Source organism: Mycolicibacterium sp. XJ662 (assembly GCF_053484035.1).
In genome coordinates this window covers 1-16847 of the sequence record NZ_JBEFTL010000017.1, presented here as the reverse complement: position 1 = coordinate 16847, position 16847 = coordinate 1, and the positions used below count along the sequence as shown (strand labels likewise).

The 16847-nt window shown below is 64.9% G+C and carries 14 protein-coding genes; 13 read left to right on the top strand and 1 reads right to left on the bottom strand.

All coding sequences use genetic code 11. The annotated features are described in order from the left end of the window. Window positions 1-3: 3 nt before the first annotated feature. The 13 genes from ABQE93_RS26455 to nuoN all read left to right on the top strand — a co-directional run bounded on the left by ABQE93_RS26455 (window position 4) and on the right by nuoN (window position 15312). Window positions 4-558 (top strand): NuoB/complex I 20 kDa subunit family protein, encoded by a 555-nt coding sequence (locus tag ABQE93_RS26455; RefSeq protein ID WP_003416420.1) that lies wholly within the window; start codon window positions 4-6, stop codon window positions 556-558. Continuing rightward, a complete protein-coding gene (locus ABQE93_RS26450; RefSeq protein ID WP_003416425.1) occupies window positions 555-1265 on the top strand; it encodes an NADH-quinone oxidoreductase subunit C in 711 nt (236 codons plus the stop codon). Before ABQE93_RS26455 ends, ABQE93_RS26450 begins: the two co-directional genes overlap by 4 nt. Beyond that, complete coding sequence (gene nuoD / locus ABQE93_RS26445; RefSeq protein ID WP_003416430.1) at window positions 1265-2587, top strand: NADH dehydrogenase (quinone) subunit D; 1323 nt, start codon at window positions 1265-1267, stop codon at window positions 2585-2587. The genes ABQE93_RS26450 and nuoD overlap by 1 nt, the downstream gene beginning before the upstream one ends. Then, entirely contained in the window at window positions 2584-3342 is a 759-nt protein-coding gene (gene nuoE / locus ABQE93_RS26440; RefSeq protein WP_003416434.1) for an NADH-quinone oxidoreductase subunit NuoE, read from the top strand. Before nuoD ends, nuoE begins: the two co-directional genes overlap by 4 nt. Continuing rightward, window positions 3339-4676 carry an NADH-quinone oxidoreductase subunit NuoF gene (gene nuoF, locus ABQE93_RS26435; RefSeq protein ID WP_016719640.1) on the top strand — a complete coding sequence of 446 codons (1338 nt, stop codon included), beginning with the start codon at window positions 3339-3341 and terminating at the stop codon, window positions 4674-4676. The genes nuoE and nuoF overlap by 4 nt, the downstream gene beginning before the upstream one ends. Beyond that, the gene (locus tag ABQE93_RS26430) at window positions 4673-7093 is read left to right on the top strand and encodes an NADH-quinone oxidoreductase subunit G (RefSeq protein ID WP_003899937.1); all 2421 of its coding nucleotides are present in this window, start codon (window positions 4673-4675) and stop codon (window positions 7091-7093) included. The genes nuoF and ABQE93_RS26430 overlap by 4 nt, the downstream gene beginning before the upstream one ends. Window positions 7094-7208: 115 nt before the next feature. Further along, on the top strand, window positions 7209-8441 hold the full coding sequence (gene nuoH / locus ABQE93_RS26425; protein ID WP_003416445.1) for an NADH-quinone oxidoreductase subunit NuoH: 1233 nt from the start codon (window positions 7209-7211) through the stop codon (window positions 8439-8441). Beyond that, window positions 8434-9069: an NADH-quinone oxidoreductase subunit NuoI gene (gene nuoI, locus ABQE93_RS26420; protein ID WP_003899938.1), complete on the top strand. Its 636-nt coding sequence runs from the start codon at window positions 8434-8436 to the stop codon at window positions 9067-9069. The genes nuoH and nuoI overlap by 8 nt, the downstream gene beginning before the upstream one ends. Then, on the top strand, window positions 9066-9854 hold the full coding sequence (locus ABQE93_RS26415; protein ID WP_003416449.1) for an NADH-quinone oxidoreductase subunit J: 789 nt from the start codon (window positions 9066-9068) through the stop codon (window positions 9852-9854). Before nuoI ends, ABQE93_RS26415 begins: the two co-directional genes overlap by 4 nt. After that, window positions 9851-10150 carry an NADH-quinone oxidoreductase subunit NuoK gene (gene nuoK, locus ABQE93_RS26410; protein WP_003416452.1) on the top strand — a complete coding sequence of 100 codons (300 nt, stop codon included), beginning with the start codon at window positions 9851-9853 and terminating at the stop codon, window positions 10148-10150. The genes ABQE93_RS26415 and nuoK overlap by 4 nt, the downstream gene beginning before the upstream one ends. A gap of 10 nt (window positions 10151-10160) precedes the next feature. Further along, complete coding sequence (gene nuoL / locus ABQE93_RS26405; RefSeq protein WP_003900642.1) at window positions 10161-12062, top strand: NADH-quinone oxidoreductase subunit L; 1902 nt, start codon at window positions 10161-10163, stop codon at window positions 12060-12062. Further along, a complete protein-coding gene (locus ABQE93_RS26400; protein WP_003416460.1) occupies window positions 12059-13720 on the top strand; it encodes an NADH-quinone oxidoreductase subunit M in 1662 nt (553 codons plus the stop codon). The genes nuoL and ABQE93_RS26400 overlap by 4 nt, the downstream gene beginning before the upstream one ends. Next, a complete protein-coding gene (gene nuoN / locus ABQE93_RS26395) occupies window positions 13717-15312 on the top strand; it encodes an NADH-quinone oxidoreductase subunit NuoN (RefSeq protein ID WP_003900644.1) in 1596 nt (531 codons plus the stop codon). Before ABQE93_RS26400 ends, nuoN begins: the two co-directional genes overlap by 4 nt. A 5-nt stretch (window positions 15313-15317) precedes the next feature. Here the strand turns inward: nuoN and ABQE93_RS26390 are convergent. Further along, the coding region (locus ABQE93_RS26390) for a PPE domain-containing protein (protein ID WP_052617284.1) at window positions 15318-16847 on the bottom strand (1530 nt) is incomplete at its 5' end.

Genomic DNA, 16847 nt, shown 5'->3' with positions numbered 1-16847 from the left:
GGCGTGGGACTGGAAGAACAGCTGCCCGGCGGGATCCTGCTGTCGACCGTCGAGAAGGTGGCGGGCTATGTCCGCAAAAACTCCCTGTGGCCGGCAACATTCGGATTGGCGTGCTGTGCGATCGAGATGATGGCGACCGCGGGACCAAGGTTTGACATTGCGCGGTTCGGGATGGAACGGTTCTCGGCCACGCCGCGGCAGGCAGATCTGATGATCGTGGCGGGCCGGGTCAGCCAGAAGATGGCGCCGGTACTGCGCCAGATCTATGACCAGATGGCGGAGCCGAAATGGGTTCTGGCCATGGGTGTGTGCGCCTCGTCAGGTGGGATGTTCAACAACTATGCGATCGTGCAGGGCGTGGATCATGTTGTTCCGGTCGACATCTACCTACCCGGCTGCCCGCCGCGCCCGGAGATGCTGCTGCACGCAATCCTGAAGCTGCACGAAAAGATTCAGCAGATGCCATTAGGTATCAACCGGGAACGCGCTATCGCCGAGGCCGAAGAGGCGGCGTTGTTGGCCCGGCCCACCATCGAGATGCGCGGACTGCTGCGATGAGCCCGCCGAACCAAGACGCCCAGGAAGGCCGCCCGGACTCCCCCACCGCGGAGGTGGTCGACGTTCGCCGCGGCATGTTCGGCGTCTCGGGCACCGGTGACACCTCCGGTTACGGACGGTTGGTGCGCCAAGTCGTCCTCCCTGGCAGCAGCCCCCGGCCCTACGGCGGCTACTTCGACGATATCGTCGACCGGCTGGCCGAGGCACTGCGGCACGAGCGCGTCGAATTCGAGGACGCCGTCGAGAAAGTCGTGGTCTACCGCGATGAACTGACCCTGCATGTCCGCCGGGATCTACTGCCGCGGGTCGCCCAGCGGCTGCGCGACGAACCCGAATTGCGATTCGAGCTGTGTCTTGGGGTGAGCGGGGTGCACTACCCGCACGAGACGGGTCGGGAGCTGCATGCCGTCTACCCGCTGCAGTCGATCACCCACAACCGTCGCCTCCGGTTGGAAGTGTCTGCGCCGGACAGTGATCCGCACATCCCTTCCCTGTTCGCGATCTATCCGACCAACGACTGGCACGAGCGGGAAACCTACGACTTCTTCGGGATCATCTTCGACGGCCATCCGGCCCTGACCCGGATCGAGATGCCCGATGACTGGCAGGGGCATCCGCAACGCAAGGACTACCCTCTCGGCGGCATCCCGGTCGAATACAAGGGCGCGCAGATACCCCCGCCCGACGAGCGGAGGGGCTACAACTGATGACGGCAATCGCCGACTCGGCTGGCGGCGCCGGCGAGACCGTCCTGGTCGCTGGCGGGCAGGACTGGCAGCAGGTCGTGGACGCCGCGCGCAGCGCGGATCCCGGTGAACGCATCGTCGTCAACATGGGGCCCCAGCACCCGTCTACCCACGGGGTGTTGCGGTTAATCCTGGAGATCGAGGGCGAAACAGTCGTCGAAGCCCGGTGCGGAATCGGCTACCTGCACACCGGAATCGAGAAGAACCTCGAATACCGGTACTGGACCCAGGGCGTCACCTTCGTGACCCGAATGGATTACCTGTCACCGTTTTTCAACGAAACCGCCTACTGCCTCGGCGTGGAGAAGCTGCTCGGCATCACCGATGAGATACCCGAGCGGGTCAACGTCATCCGCGTGCTGATGATGGAGCTCAACCGGATCTCGTCGCATTTGGTCGCATTGGCGACCGGGGGCATGGAATTGGGCGCCATGACTCCGATGTTCGTCGGCTTCCGGGCACGCGAGATCGTGCTCACGCTGTTCGAAAAGATCACCGGTTTGCGGATGAACAGCGCCTACATCCGACCCGGCGGCGTGGCGCAGGACTTACCGCCCAACGCGGCCACCGAAATCGCGGAAGCACTCAAGCAGTTGCGCCAACCACTGCGCGAAATGGGCGAGCTGCTCAACGAAAACGCCATCTGGAAGGCCCGCACCCAGGGCGTCGGATACCTGGATCTGACCGGATGCATGGCACTGGGCATCACCGGCCCGATACTGCGTTCCACTGGGTTGCCCCACGACCTGCGGAAAAGCGAGCCCTACTGCGGATACCAGCACTATGAATTCGATGTGATCACCGACGACAGCTGTGATGCCTACGGGCGCTACATGATTCGCGTCAAAGAGATGTGGGAGTCGATGAAGATCGTGGAGCAGTGTCTGGACAAGTTACGACCCGGCCCGACCATGATCTCCGATCGCAAGCTCGCCTGGCCGGCCGACCTGCAGGTGGGGCCCGACGGCCTGGGCAACTCACCCAAGCACATCGCCAAAATCATGGGCTCCTCGATGGAAGCGCTGATCCACCACTTCAAACTGGTCACCGAGGGCATCCGGGTGCCGGCGGGCCAGGTCTACGTCGCGGTGGAGTCCCCCCGTGGTGAGCTCGGCGTACACATGGTCAGCGACGGTGGCACCCGCCCCTACCGGGTGCACTACCGGGATCCCTCCTTCACCAACCTGCAGTCCGTCGCCGCGATGTGCGAAGGCGGGATGGTCGCCGATTTGATCGCGGCGGTCGCCAGCATTGACCCGGTCATGGGCGGGGTGGACCGGTGACACAGCCACCCGGTCAGCCGGTGTTCATCCGGCTCGGACCGCCACCGGACGAACCCAACCAGTTTGTCGTCGAGGGCGCTCCGCGGTCGTATCCGCCGGACGTACTGGCGCGGCTGGAGGTCGACGCCAAGGAGATCATCGGCCGCTATCCCGACAGGCGCTCGGCGCTGTTGCCGTTGCTGCACCTGGTGCAGGGCGAGGATTCCTACCTGACGCCGGCGGGTTTGCGGTTCTGCGCCGATCAACTCGGGCTGACCGGGGCCGAGGTGTCGGCGGTGGCCAGCTTCTACACCATGTACCGCCGGCGCCCCACCGGCGAGTACCTGGTGGGTGTGTGCACGAACACGCTGTGCGCCGTCATGGGCGGCGACGCCATCTTCGACCGCCTCAAAGAGCATCTCGGCGTCGGCCACGACGAAACCACCTCCGACGGTGTGGTCACCTTGCAACACATCGAATGCAACGCCGCCTGCGATTACGCACCGGTGGTGATGGTCAACTGGGAATTCTTCGACAACCAGACGCCGGAGTCCGCGCGCGAACTCGTCGACTCGCTGCGCTCCGACACACCGAAGGCGCCCACCCGCGGCGCGCCGCTGTGCGGCTTCCGGCAAACATCGCGCATCCTGGCGGGTCTACCCGACCAGCGTCCCGACGAAGGCCAGGGCGGTCCCGGCGCGCCCACCCTGGCCGGGCTGCAGGTGGCAAGGAAGAACGACATGCAGGCGCCACCAACCCCCGGAGCGGACGAATGACCACGCAGGCCACCCCGTTGACCCCGGTGATCAGCCGCCACTGGGACGACCTGGAGTCGTGGACCCTGGCCACTTATCAACGCCACGATCGCTATCGGGGCTATCAGGCGTTGCAGAAAGCCCTGACGATGCCGCCCGACGACGTGATCAGCATCGTCAAGGATTCCGGGTTACGCGGACGCGGCGGCGCGGGCTTTGCCACCGGGACCAAGTGGTCGTTCATCCCGCAGGGCGACACCGGCGCCGCGGCCAAGCCGCACTACCTGGTGGTCAACGCCGACGAGTCCGAACCCGGTACGTGCAAAGACATTCCGTTGATGCTGGCGACGCCACATGTGCTCATCGAAGGCGTCATCATCGCCGCCTACGCGATCCGCGCCCATCACGCGTTCGTCTACGTACGCGGTGAGGTGGTGCCGGTATTGCGCCGGCTGCACAACGCGGTGGCCGAGGCCTATGCCGCCGGCTTCCTAGGCCGCAACATCGGAGGTTCCGGATTCGATCTGGAGCTGGTGGTACACGCCGGCGCGGGCGCCTACATCTGCGGCGAGGAGACCGCCCTGCTCGACTCGCTGGAAGGCCGGCGCGGCCAGCCGCGGCTGCGGCCCCCCTTCCCCGCGGTGGCCGGTCTGTATGGCTGCCCGACCGTGATCAACAACGTCGAAACGATCGCCAGTGTCCCATCGATCATCCTGGGCGGCATCGACTGGTTCCGGTCGATGGGCAGCGAGAAATCGCCTGGCTTCACCCTGTATTCGCTGTCCGGCCACGTCACCCGCCCCGGCCAGTACGAGGCGCCGCTGGGCATTACGCTGCGCGAGTTGCTCGACTACGCAGGCGGGGTGCGCGCCGGGCACCGGCTGAAGTTCTGGACACCGGGCGGCTCGTCGACCCCGCTGCTCACCGACGAGCATCTGGATGTGCCGCTGGACTACGAGGGTGTGGGTGCGGCCGGCTCGATGCTGGGGACCAAGGCGCTGGAGATCTTCGACGAGACCACCTGCGTGGTGCGCGCGGTGCGCCGCTGGACCGAGTTCTACAAGCACGAATCGTGTGGGAAATGCACGCCGTGCCGGGAGGGCACCTTCTGGCTGGATAAGATCTACGAGCGGCTGGAAACCGGCCGGGGTAGCCATGAAGACATTGACAAACTGTTGGACATTTCCGATTCCATCTTGGGAAAGTCGTTCTGCGCGTTGGGCGACGGTGCCGCGAGTCCGGTGATGTCGTCGATCAAGCACTTCCGCGACGAGTACCTGGCCCACGTCGAAGGAGGCGGTTGCCCATTCGACCCCCGAGACTCCATGCTCGTCGCGAACGGAGTGGACGCGTGACCCAGGCGGCCGACACTGACATCCGGGTAGGCCAACCGGAGATGGTGACACTGACCATCGACGGCGTCGAAATCAGCGTCCCCAAGGGCACGTTGGTGATTCGCGCCGCCGAACTGATGGGAATCCAGATCCCGCGATTCTGCGACCACCCGCTGCTGGAGCCCGTCGGCGCCTGCCGGCAATGCCTGGTCGAGGTCGAAGGGCAACGCAAGCCGCTGGCGTCGTGCACCACCGTGGCCACCGACGACATGGTGGTGCGCACCCAACTCACCTCCGAGATTGCCGACAAGGCCCAGCACGGTGTGATGGAACTGCTGCTGATCAACCATCCGCTGGATTGCCCGATGTGCGACAAGGGCGGTGAATGCCCGCTGCAAAACCAGGCAATGTCTAACGGCCGCACGGATTCTCGCTTCACCGAGGCCAAACGTACCTTCGCCAAACCGATCAACATCTCCGCGCAGGTGCTGCTGGACCGCGAACGTTGCATCCTGTGCGCCCGCTGCACCCGGTTCTCCGACCAGATCGCCGGCGATCCGTTCATCGATATGCAGGAGCGCGGCGCCCTGCAGCAGGTCGGTATCTACGCCGATGAACCGTTCGAGTCGTACTTCTCCGGCAACACGGTGCAGATCTGCCCGGTGGGGGCGCTAACGGGGACCGCCTACCGGTTCCGCGCGCGTCCGTTCGATTTGGTCTCCAGCCCCAGCGTCTGCGAGCACTGCGCGTCGGGCTGCGCGCAACGCACCGACCATCGCCGCGGCAAGGTGCTGCGGCGGCTGGCCGGTGACGACCCGGAAGTCAACGAGGAGTGGAACTGCGACAAGGGCCGGTGGGCCTTCACGTACGCGACCCAGCCGGACGTGATCACCACTCCCCTGATCCGCGACGGTGGGGACCCCAAGGGCGCGCTGGTGCCCACCTCGTGGTCGCACGCAATGGCGGTGGCCGCCCAGGGACTGGCGGCAGCGCGGGGCCGCACCGGGGTGCTGGTCGGCGGCCGAGTGACCTGGGAGGACGCCTACGCGTACGCCAAGTTCGCGCGGATCACGTTGGGCACCAACGACATCGACTTCCGCGCCCGGCCGCACTCGGCCGAGGAGGCCGACTTCCTGGCGGCCCGCATCGCCGGGCGGCATATGGCGGTCAGCTATGCCGATTTGGAATCGGCTCCGGTGGTGCTGCTGGTGGGATTCGAGCCCGAAGACGAGTCGCCGATCGTGTTTCTGCGGTTACGCAAGGCCGCTCGCAGACACCGCGTCCCGGTGTACACGATCGCCCCCTTTGCCACTGGTGGCCTGCACAAAATGTCGGGCCGGCTGATCAAAACCGTTCCTGGTGGCGAACCCGCGGCGCTGGACGATCTGGCCACCGGTGCAGTGGGCGACCTGCTGGCCACCCCGGGCGCGGTCATCATGGTCGGGGAGCGCTTGGCCACGGTACCGGGCGGATTGTCGGCGGCCGCTCGGCTGGCCGATACGACCGGCGCCCGTTTGGCGTGGGTGCCGCGGCGGGCGGGGGAACGCGGAGCGCTGGAAGCCGGAGCGTTGCCCACGCTGTTACCCGGTGGCCGCCCGCTGGCCGACGAGGTCGCCCGCGCGCAGGTGTGTGCGGCGTGGCATATCGCCGAATTGCCTGCCGCGGCTGGACGGGACGCCGACGGCATCCTGGCCGCCGCTGCCGACGAGACGTTGGCTGCGCTGCTGGTCGGGGGTATCGAACCCGCGGACTTCGCCGACCCGGACGCCGTGCTGGCCGCGTTGGACGCCACCGGTTTCGTGGTCAGCCTGGAGCTGCGACACAGTGCGGTCACCGAACGCGCCGACGTGGTGTTCCCGGTCGCGCCGACGACCCAGAAAGCCGGCGCGTTCGTCAACTGGGAGGGTCGCTACCGTACATTCGAACCCGCGCTGCGCGGCAGCACACTGCAAGCTGGCCAGTCGGATCACCGGGTGCTGGACGCGTTGGCCGACGACATGGGTGTCCATCTGGGCGTGCCCACCGTGGAGGCGGCCCGCGAGGAGCTGGCCGCGCTCGGTATCTGGGACGGCAAACACGCTGCCGGTCCCCACATCGCGGCCACCGGGCCGACCCAACCCGAAGCTGGTGAGGCGATCTTGACCGGGTGGCGGATGCTCCTCGACGAGGGCCGCCTGCAGGACGGCGAACCATATCTGGCCGGTACCGCGCGCACACCCGTGGTACGGCTGTCGCCGGATACGGCAGCCGAGATCGGCGCCGCCGATGGCGAGGCGGTCACGGTCAGCACGTCACGCGGCTCAATCACCTTGCCGTGCAGTGTCACCGACATGCCCGACCGCGTCGTGTGGCTTCCGCTGAACTCGGCGGGCTCGACGGTGCACCGACAGCTGAGGGTGACAATCGGCAGCATCGTGAAAATCGGAGCGGGCTCATGAGCGTCTCCCCTTGCCGCGAGCGCGCGTGTTCCCCCGCAAGCGGGAGGTGCCCCCAGTACGCCGACACACCGATTTTGATGTACCAGTGCGGACCCTCGCGCAAGGAGTGGCGGCCATGACCACGTTCGGCCACGACACCTGGTGGCTGGTGGCGGCCAAAGCGATCGCGGTATTCGTGTTCCTCATGCTGACGGTGCTGGTGGCGATCCTGGCCGAACGCAAGCTGCTGGGCCGGATGCAGTTGCGGCCCGGCCCCAACCGGGTTGGCCCAAAAGGAGCCCTGCAGAGCCTGGCTGACGGCATCAAGCTGGCGCTCAAAGAGAGCATCACACCCGGTGGCATCGATCGATTCGTATATTTTGTGGCGCCGATCATTTCGGTGATTCCGGCATTCACCGCTTTCGCGTTCATCCCGTTTGGTCCCGAGGTGTCGGTGTTTGGCCACCGGACACCGTTGCAGATAACCGACCTTCCCGTCGCCGTGCTGTTCATCCTGGGACTGTCGGCGATCGGGGTATACGGCATCGTGCTGGGCGGTTGGGCGTCCGGGTCCACCTACCCGCTGCTGGGCGGGGTGCGCTCCACCGCGCAGGTCATCTCCTACGAGGTCGCGATGGGCCTGTCGTTCGCGACGGTGTTCCTTATGGCCGGCACCATGTCGACGTCGCAGATCGTGGCCGCACAAGACGGTGTCTGGTATGCCTTCCTGTTGTTGCCGTCATTCGTCATCTATCTCATTTCTATGGTGGGTGAAACCAACCGGGCGCCGTTCGATTTGCCCGAAGCCGAGGGCGAGCTGGTCGCGGGATTCCACACCGAGTACTCGTCGTTGAAGTTCGCGATGTTCATGCTCGCCGAGTACGTCAATATGACTACGGTTTCGGCACTGGCCGCGACCCTATTCTTCGGTGGCTGGCATGCTCCCTGGCCGCTGAACATGTGGGCGAGCGCCAACACCGGCTGGTGGCCACTGATCTGGTTCACCGCTAAAGTGTGGGGCTTTCTGTTCATCTATTTCTGGCTGCGGGCTACGCTGCCGCGGCTGCGCTACGACCAGTTCATGGCGCTGGGCTGGAAGTTATTGATCCCCGTCTCGCTGGTGTGGGTGATGGTCGCCGCGATCATCCGCTCACTACGCAACCAGGGCTACCAGTACTGGACCCCGACTCTGGTGTTTAGCAGCATTGTCGTTGCCGCTGCCATGGTGCTGTTGTTGCGAAAGCCGTTGAGCGCTCCCGGCGCTCGCGCATCGGCACGGCAACGCGGGGACGAAGGCACCAGCCCTGAACCGGCATTTCCGACACCACCGCTGCTAGCCGGTGCAACCAAGGAGAATGCAGGTGGCTAACACTGATCGTCCGGCTCTCCCCCACAAGCGGGCGGTACCCCCATCTCGGGCTGACTCCGGCCCGCGTCGTCGCCGGACTAAGTTACTGGACGCCGTAGCCGGATTCGGGGTAACGCTTGGTTCGATGTTCAAAAAGACGGTCACCGAGGAGTATCCGGAAAGGCCCGGTCCGGTAGCAGCGCGCTACCACGGCCGTCATCAGCTCAACCGGTATCCGGACGGCCTGGAGAAATGCATCGGCTGCGAGTTGTGCGCCTGGGCCTGCCCGGCCGACGCAATCTATGTCGAGGGCGCGGACAATACCGAAGAGGAGCGGTTTTCGCCGGGCGAACGCTACGGCCGGGTGTACCAGATTAACTATTTGCGTTGCATCGGTTGCGGTTTGTGCATCGAGGCGTGCCCGACGCGGGCGCTGACGATGACCTATGATTACGAACTGGCCGACGACAACCGCGCCGACCTGATCTACGAGAAGGACCGGCTGCTGGCCCCGCTGCTGCCCGAGATGGCCGCGCCGCCGCATCCGCGGACGCCCGGTGCCACCGATAAGGACTACTACCTAGGCAATGTGACCGCCGAGGGCTTGCGGGGCGTGCGTGAGAGCCAGACCACCGGAGATTCCCGATGACCGCGGTGCTGGCTTCAGATGTCATCGTCCGCACCTCCACCGGGGAAGCGGTGATGTTCTGGGTGCTCAGTGCGTTGGCGCTGCTGGGCGCGGTCGGGGTTGTGCTGGCCGTCAACGCCGTGTACTCAGCGATGTTTCTGGCGATGACCATGATCATCCTGGCGGTGTTCTACATGGCCCAGGACGCGCTGTTTTTGGGTGTCGTCCAGGTGGTTGTCTACACCGGCGCGGTGATGATGCTGTTCCTGTTCGTGCTGATGCTGATCGGTGTGGACTCCGCGGAATCACTGAAGGAGACGCTGCGCGGGCAGCGGGTCGCCGCGGTGCTGACCGGTGTCGGGTTCGGCGTTCTCCTGATCAGCACCATCGGCCAGGTGGCGACCCGAGGTTTTGCCGGACTAACCGTCGCCAACGCCAACGGCAACGTCGAAGGCTTGGCCGCGCTGATTTTTTCCCGTTACCTGTGGGCGTTCGAGTTGACCAGTGCGCTGTTGATTACCGCCGCCGTCGGGGCGATGGTGCTAGCGCACCGGGAGCGTTTCGAGCGCCGCAAGACCCAGCGCGAACTCTCCCAGGAACGCTTCCGTCCCGGCGGGCACCCCACCCCGCTGCCCAACCCGGGTGTCTACGCGCGCCACAACGCGGTCGACGTTGCCGCCCTGCTCCCCGACGGTTCCTATTCCGAATTGTCGGTCCCCCGGATGCTGCGCACCCGCGGGGCCGACGGCCTGCAAACACCCTCGCCCGGAGCCGTCTCCGGCTCTTTAGAAGGCGGTGCATCATGAATCCGGCCAACTACCTTTATCTTTCGGTGCTGCTATTCACCATCGGAGCCTCCGGTGTGCTGCTGCGACGCAACGCGATCGTGATGTTCATGTGCGTCGAGCTCATGCTCAATGCCGTTAACCTGGCGTTCGTCACCTTCGCGCGCATGCATGGCCATCTCGACGCCCAGATGATCGCGTTCTTCACCATGGTGGTGGCCGCCTGCGAAGTGGTCGTCGGCCTGGCCATCATCATGACGATTTTCCGTACCCGCAAATCGGCGTCGGTCGACGACGCGAATCTACTCAAAGGCTGACGACGCCACCGTGACAACTTCCTTGGGGACTCACTACACCTGGCTGCTGGTGGCACTGCCACTGGCGGGTGCCGCAATCTTGCTGTTCGGCGGCAGACGCACCGATGCGTGGGGCCACCTGCTGGGCTGTGCCGCAGCGCTGGCGGCATTCGGGGTGGGCGCGATGCTGCTGGCCGACATGCTCGGTCGCGATGGGCTCGAGCGCGCGATCCATCAGCAGGTGTTCACCTGGATACCCGCCGGCGGACTCCAAGTCGACTTCGGGCTGCAGATCGATCAGTTGTCCATGTGCTTCGTGCTGCTGATCTCCGGGGTCGGATCGCTGATTCACATCTATTCGGTCGGCTACATGGCCGAGGACCCGGACCGGCGCAGGTTTTTCGGCTATCTCAACCTGTTTCTGGCCTCGATGCTGCTGCTGGTGGTCGCCGACAACTATGTGTTGCTGTACGTCGGCTGGGAGGGTGTGGGCCTGGCGTCGTATCTGTTGATCGGTTTCTGGTACCACAAGCCGTCGGCGGCCACCGCGGCCAAAAAGGCATTCGTGATGAACCGGGTTGGGGACGCCGGCCTAGCGGTGGGTATGTTCTTGACGTTTAGCACTTTCGGCACCCTGTCGTATGCCGGCGTGTTCGCCGGCGTACCCGCCGCAAGTCGCGCAGTGCTGACCGCGATCGGGTTGTTGATGCTGTTGGGGGCGTGCGCCAAGTCCGCGCAGGTTCCGCTGCAAGCCTGGCTTGGCGACGCGATGGAGGGCCCCACCCCGGTGTCCGCGCTGATCCACGCCGCCACCATGGTGACCGCCGGAGTGTATTTGATTGTGCGGTCGGGCCCGCTGTACAACCTGGCGCCCACCGCCCAACTGGCGGTCGTCATCGTCGGCGCGGTGACGCTGCTGTTTGGGGCGATCATCGGCTGCGCCAAGGACGACATCAAACGTGCGCTGGCAGCCTCGACCATTAGCCAGATCGGCTACATGGTGCTGGCCGCGGGCCTGGGTCCGGCCGGCTACGCGTTTGCGATCATGCATCTGCTCACTCACGGTTTCTTCAAGGCCGGCCTATTCCTTGGGTCCGGCGCGGTGATTCACGCGATGCACGAAGAGCAGGACATGCGCCGTTACGGTGGTCTGCGCGCCGCCCTGCCGGTCACGTTCGCAACCTTCGGCCTGGCGTATCTGGCGATTATCGGGGTACCGCCGTTCGCGGGCTTCTTCTCCAAGGATGCGATCATCGAGGCCGCATTGGGCGCCGGCGGCATCCGGGGCTCGCTGCTGGGCGGTGCCGCGCTGCTGGGTGCGGGCGTCACCGCGTTCTACATGACGCGAGTGATGCTGATGACCTTCTTCGGCGAAAAGCGTTGGACGCCAGGCGCCCATCCGCACGAGGCACCGGCCGTGATGACCTGGCCGATGATCTTGCTCGCCGTCGGCTCGGTGTTCTCCGGTGGCCTGCTCGCGGTGGGTGGCACGTTGCGGCATTGGCTGCAGCCAGTTGTCGGATCTCATGAAGAGGCCACCCATGCGCTGCCGACCTGGGTCGCCACCACCCTGGCGCTCGGTGTGGTCGCCGTCGGTATCGCGGTGGCCTACCGGATGTACGGCACCGCGCCGATCCCGAGGGTTGCCCCGGTTCGGGTGTCGGCGCTGACCGCGGCCGCACGTGCGGACCTGTACGGCGATGCCTTCAACGAGGAGGTGTTCATGCGCCCTGGTGCGCAATTGACCAACGCGGTGGTCGCGGTGGACGACGCGGGTGTGGACGGCTCGGTTAACGCGCTGGCGACGCTCGTGAGCCAGACTTCGAATCGCCTGCGGCAAATGCAAACCGGCTTCGCCCGTAACTACGCGTTATCGATGCTGGTAGGAGCGGTGTTAGTGGCGGCGGCGCTGCTGGTGGTGCAGCTGTGGTGAATAACGTGCCGTGGCTGAGCGTGCTCTGGCTGGTGCCGCTGGCAGGTGCGGTGCTGATCATCCTGCTACCACCCGGTCGGCGCCGACTCGCCAAGTGGGCCGGTATGGTTGTCAGCGTCCTGACGTTGGCGGTGTCGATCGTCGTCGCGGCCGAATTCAAGCCCAGCGCCGAGCCGTATCAGTTCGTCGAAAAGCATTCCTGGATACCGGCGTTCGGCGCCGGCTATACCCTTGGTGTGGACGGCATCGCAGTGGTGCTGGTGTTGTTGACCACAGTGCTGATTCCGTTGCTGCTGGTGGCCGGCTGGAACGACGCAACCGATGCTGACGACCTGTCCCCCGCAAGCGGGAGGTACCCCCAGCGCCCGGCTCCGCCGCGCTTGCGATCGTCAGGTGGCGAACGCACCCGAGGCGTGCACGCCTACGTGGCATTGACGCTGGCCATCGAGTCGATGGTGCTGATGTCGGTGATCGCGCTGGACGTGCTGCTGTTCTACGTGTTCTTCGAGGCCATGCTGATCCCGATGTACTTCCTCATCGGCGGCTTCGGCCAGGGGGCCGGACGCTCGCGTGCCGCGGTGAAGTTCTTGCTGTACAACCTGTTTGGCGGGTTGATCATGCTGGCGGCGGTGATCGGGCTGTATGTGGTGACCGCACAGTACGATTCGGGCACCTTCGACTTCCGTGAGATCGTGGCCGGCGTGGCGGCGGGCCGCTACGGAGCGGACCCGGCGGTGTTCAAGGCGCTGTTCTTGGGCTTCATGTTCGCGTTCGCGATCAAGGCTCCGCTGTGGCCGTTCCATCGCTGGCTGCCGGACGCCGCCGTCGAGTCCACCCCAGCGACCGCGGTGCTGATGATGGCGGTGATGGACAAGGTCGGCACCTTCGGCATGCTGCGCTACTGCCTGCAGCTGTTTCCTGACCCGTCAACGTATTTCCGTCCGCTGATCGTGACGCTGGCCATCATCGGGGTGATCTACGGCGCGATCGTGGCGATCGGCCAAACCGACATGATGCGGCTGATCGCCTACACCTCGATCTCGCACTTCGGGTTCATCATCGCAGGCATCTTCGTCATGACCACCCAGGGCCAGAGCGGGTCGACGCTGTACATGCTCAACCACGGCCTGTCCACGGCGGCGGTGTTCCTGATCGCCGGTTTCTTGATAGCGCGGCGCGGCAGCCGATCGATCGCCGACTACGGCGGTGTCCAGAAGGTGGCGCCCATCCTGGCCGGCACGTTCATGGTCTCGGCCATGGCCACCGTATCGCTGCCCGGCCTAGCCCCGTTTATCAGCGAATTCCTGGTTCTGCTGGGCACTTTCAGCCGCTACTGGCTGGCGGCGGCGTTCGGCGTTACCGCACTGGTCCTCTCGGCCGTTTACATGCTGTGGCTCTACCAGCGGGTGATGACCGGTCCGGTAGCCGAAGGCAACGAACGCATAGGGGATCTGGTGGGCCGCGAGATGATCGTGGTGGCACCGTTGATCGCGCTGTTACTCGTGCTTGGGGTCTACCCCAAACCTGTGCTCGACATCATCAATCCGGCGGTCGAGAACACCATGACCACCATCGGCCAGCATGATCCCGCGCCCAGCGTGGCACACCCGGTTCCGGCCGTGGGCGCCTCCCGGACAGCCGAAGGACCGCACCCATGATCCTGCCCGCCCCGCACGTCGAGTACTTCCTGCTCGCTCCGATGCTCATCGTCTTTTCGGTTGCGGTCGCCGGTGTGCTGGCCGAGGCTTTCCTGCCGCGCCGGTGGCGCTATGGCGCCCAAGTGACGCTCGCCCTTGGCGGGTCGGCAGTGGCACTCATCGCGGTCATCGTGGTGGCCAGGTCGATTCACGGGTCGGGTCACGCCGCGGTGCTGGGGGCCATAGCCGTGGATCGAGCGACCCTGTTTCTGCAAGGCACCGTACTACTGGTCACGATCATGGCAGTCGTCTTCATGGCCGAACGCAGCGCCCGGGTGAGTCCGCAACGCCAGAACACCCTCGCTGTGGCGCGGCTCCCTGGACTCGATTCGTTTACCCCGCAGGCTTCCGCCGTGCCCGGCAGCGATGCTGAGCGCCAAGCGGAACGGGCGGGAGCCACCCAGACGGAACTTTTCCCGCTGGCGATGCTGTCCGTCGGCGGCATGATGGTGTTTCCCGCGTCCAACGACCTGTTGACGATGTTCGTTGCGCTGGAGGTGCTATCGCTGCCGCTGTACCTGATGTGTGGGCTGGCCCGGAATCGCCGCCTGCTGTCGCAGGAAGCCGCGATGAAGTACTTCCTGCTGGGCGCCTTCTCGTCGGCGTTCTTCCTCTACGGCGTCGCGTTGCTATACGGCGCGACCGGCACGCTGACCTTGCCGGGTATTCGGGATGCGTTGGCAGCGCGCACCGACGACTCAATGGCGTTGGCCGGCGTCGCGCTGCTCGCGGTCGGCCTACTATTCAAGGTCGGCGCGGTGCCATTCCACTCCTGGATTCCCGATGTGTACCAGGGCGCACCCACCCCGATCACCGGGTTCATGGCGGCCGCCACCAAGGTCGCGGCGTTCGGTGCGCTGCTCCGGGTGGTCTATGTCGCGCTGCCGCCGCTGCACGATCAGTGGCGCCCGGTGCTGTGGGCGATTGCCATCCTCACCATGACGGTGGGCACCGTCACCGCGGTAAACCAGACCAACGTCAAGCGTATGCTGGCCTATTCATCGGTCGCGCACGTCGGTTTCATACTTACCGGCGTGATCGCCGATAATCCGGCGGGTCTTTCCGCGACGTTGTTCTATCTGGTCGCCTACAGCTTCAGCACGATGGGTGCGTTTGCCATCGTGGGTCTGGTCCGAGGCGCCGACGGCTCAGCAGGTTCAGAGGATGCCGACCTGTCCCACTGGGCCGGGCTGGGACAGCGTTCACCTATCGTGGGCGTGATGCTGTCGATGTTTCTGCTGGCCTTCGCCGGCATCCCGTTGACCAGTGGATTCGTCAGCAAGTTCGCGGTGTTTAGGGCCGCCGCTTCCGCCGGCGCGGTGCCGCTGGTAATCGTCGGCGTGATCTCCAGCGGCGTCGCCGCCTACTTCTACGTGCGGGTGATCGTGAGCATGTTCTTCACCGAAGAATCCGGTGACACACCACACGTGGCGGCACCCGGCGTGCTGAGCAAGGCCGCCATTGCGGTATGCACGGTAGTCACCGTGGTGCTGGGGATCGCCCCGCAGCCGGTGCTCGACCTGGCCGACCAGGCCGCCCAGTTGCTGCGCTGAATCCGTTAGGGCTGACCGAAGAAGCCCGACTGGTCACTGCCCTGATTGAAGCCCCCCGAGCTGTGGTCACCCGTGTTCGCCACACCCGTGTTGAGGGTGCCCGAGTTCGCAATGCCTGTGGTCTGCAGGCCAGAGTTTGCGATGCCCACGGTGCCGGCACCCGAGTTATAGAAGCCGACGTTGAAGCCGCCGGAGTTGGTGTTATTGATGCCCGACTGAACGTCACCGTTGTTCCCATAGCCAGCCGAAACATTGCCCGTGTTAAAGAAGCCTGAGGAATTCATGCCGGTGTTGCCGAAGCCCGAGCTCGAAACGGATTGGTCGACCGAGCTTCCAAACCCGGTGTTCCGGTCGCCCGAGTCGAAACCGCCCGTATTGATGCTGCCCGAGTTCGCGAATCCCGTATTGATACTGCCCGCGTTTGCGAAGCCCACGTTTAGGGTGCCCGCGTTGCCAAAGCCCACACTTTGGTTGCCCGCATTGCCAACGCCCACGTTAAAGGAACCGCCGTTCCCGACGCCCATGTCTTCGTTGCCCGCGTTCCCGATGCCCATATTGAAGAAGCCGGCGTTTCCGAAGCCCGTGTTGGTGTCGCCGGCGTTTCCGAAGCCCGTGTTGATGTCGCCCGCGTTTCCAAAGCCGAAGTTGTTGTTGCCCGAATTGAAGAAGCCCACGTTGTTGTTGCCAGAGTTGAAGAAACCGATGTTGTTGTTACCCGAGTTCCCGAAACCTAGATTCCCGATGCCCGAGTTCAGCGCGCCAATGCCCACCAAGTTGTCGCCGGTGAGCCCAAAACCGATGTTGTTGTTGCCATTGTTCCCGAGGCCGAGGTTATTGTCGCCGTTGTTTCCGAAACCGATGTTGGAGGAGCCGATGTTTCCACTGCCCAAGTTGAAGGAACCGAGATTTCCGCCGCCGAAGTTGGTACTTCCGGTGTTTCCACTGCCCAGGTTCCCACTGCCAAAGTTTCCGTTGCCGAGGTTTCCAAAGCCTCGGTTTCCGCTGCCCAGATTGACATTGCCAACGTTTCCGCTGCCGAGATTGGTGTTGCCGATATTTCCGCTGCCCAAATTCGTGGCACCGTCATTTCCGCTGCCCACATTGGCGTTGCCGGAGTTTCCGCTACCTACGTTGGCGTTGCCGGAATTTCCGCTGCCCAGATTGTAGTCACCGGTGTTCCCGCCGCCCAGGTTCCCGACGCCGATGTTGCCGAGGCCGATCGCGGCGGCCAGCGCCGATGGCGCAGCTGGCAACGCCTGCTGCAGACCAATTGACCACGACGACAGCTGCGCCGCGGCCGCCGATGCCCCGCCGTGATAGCCCACCATCGCGGCCACATCGGCGGCCCACATCTGTTCATACATCGCCTCAGCGGCCGCGATCGCCGGCGCATTCTGCCCAAACAGATTCGACAACACCAACTGCACAAACGCATTACGGTTGGCCGCCACCAGCATCGGATGCACCGTCGCCGCCCGCGCCGCCTCAAACGCACTGGCCACCGCCTTGGCCTGAGCCGACGCGCCAGCGGCCCG

Coding starts and splice junctions, on each gene's coding strand:
- ABQE93_RS26450 (WP_003416425.1), top strand. CDS start 555: ATGAGCCCGCCGAACCAAGACGCCCAGGAAGGCCGCCCGGACTCCCCC.
- nuoD (WP_003416430.1), top strand. CDS start 1,265: ATGACGGCAATCGCCGACTCGGCTGGCGGCGCCGGCGAGACCGTCCTG.
- nuoF (WP_016719640.1), top strand. CDS start 3,339: ATGACCACGCAGGCCACCCCGTTGACCCCGGTGATCAGCCGCCACTGG.
- nuoH (WP_003416445.1), top strand. CDS start 7,209: ATGACCACGTTCGGCCACGACACCTGGTGGCTGGTGGCGGCCAAAGCG.
- ABQE93_RS26415 (WP_003416449.1), top strand. CDS start 9,066: ATGACCGCGGTGCTGGCTTCAGATGTCATCGTCCGCACCTCCACCGGG.
- nuoK (WP_003416452.1), top strand. CDS start 9,851: ATGAATCCGGCCAACTACCTTTATCTTTCGGTGCTGCTATTCACCATC.
- nuoN (WP_003900644.1), top strand. CDS start 13,717: ATGATCCTGCCCGCCCCGCACGTCGAGTACTTCCTGCTCGCTCCGATG.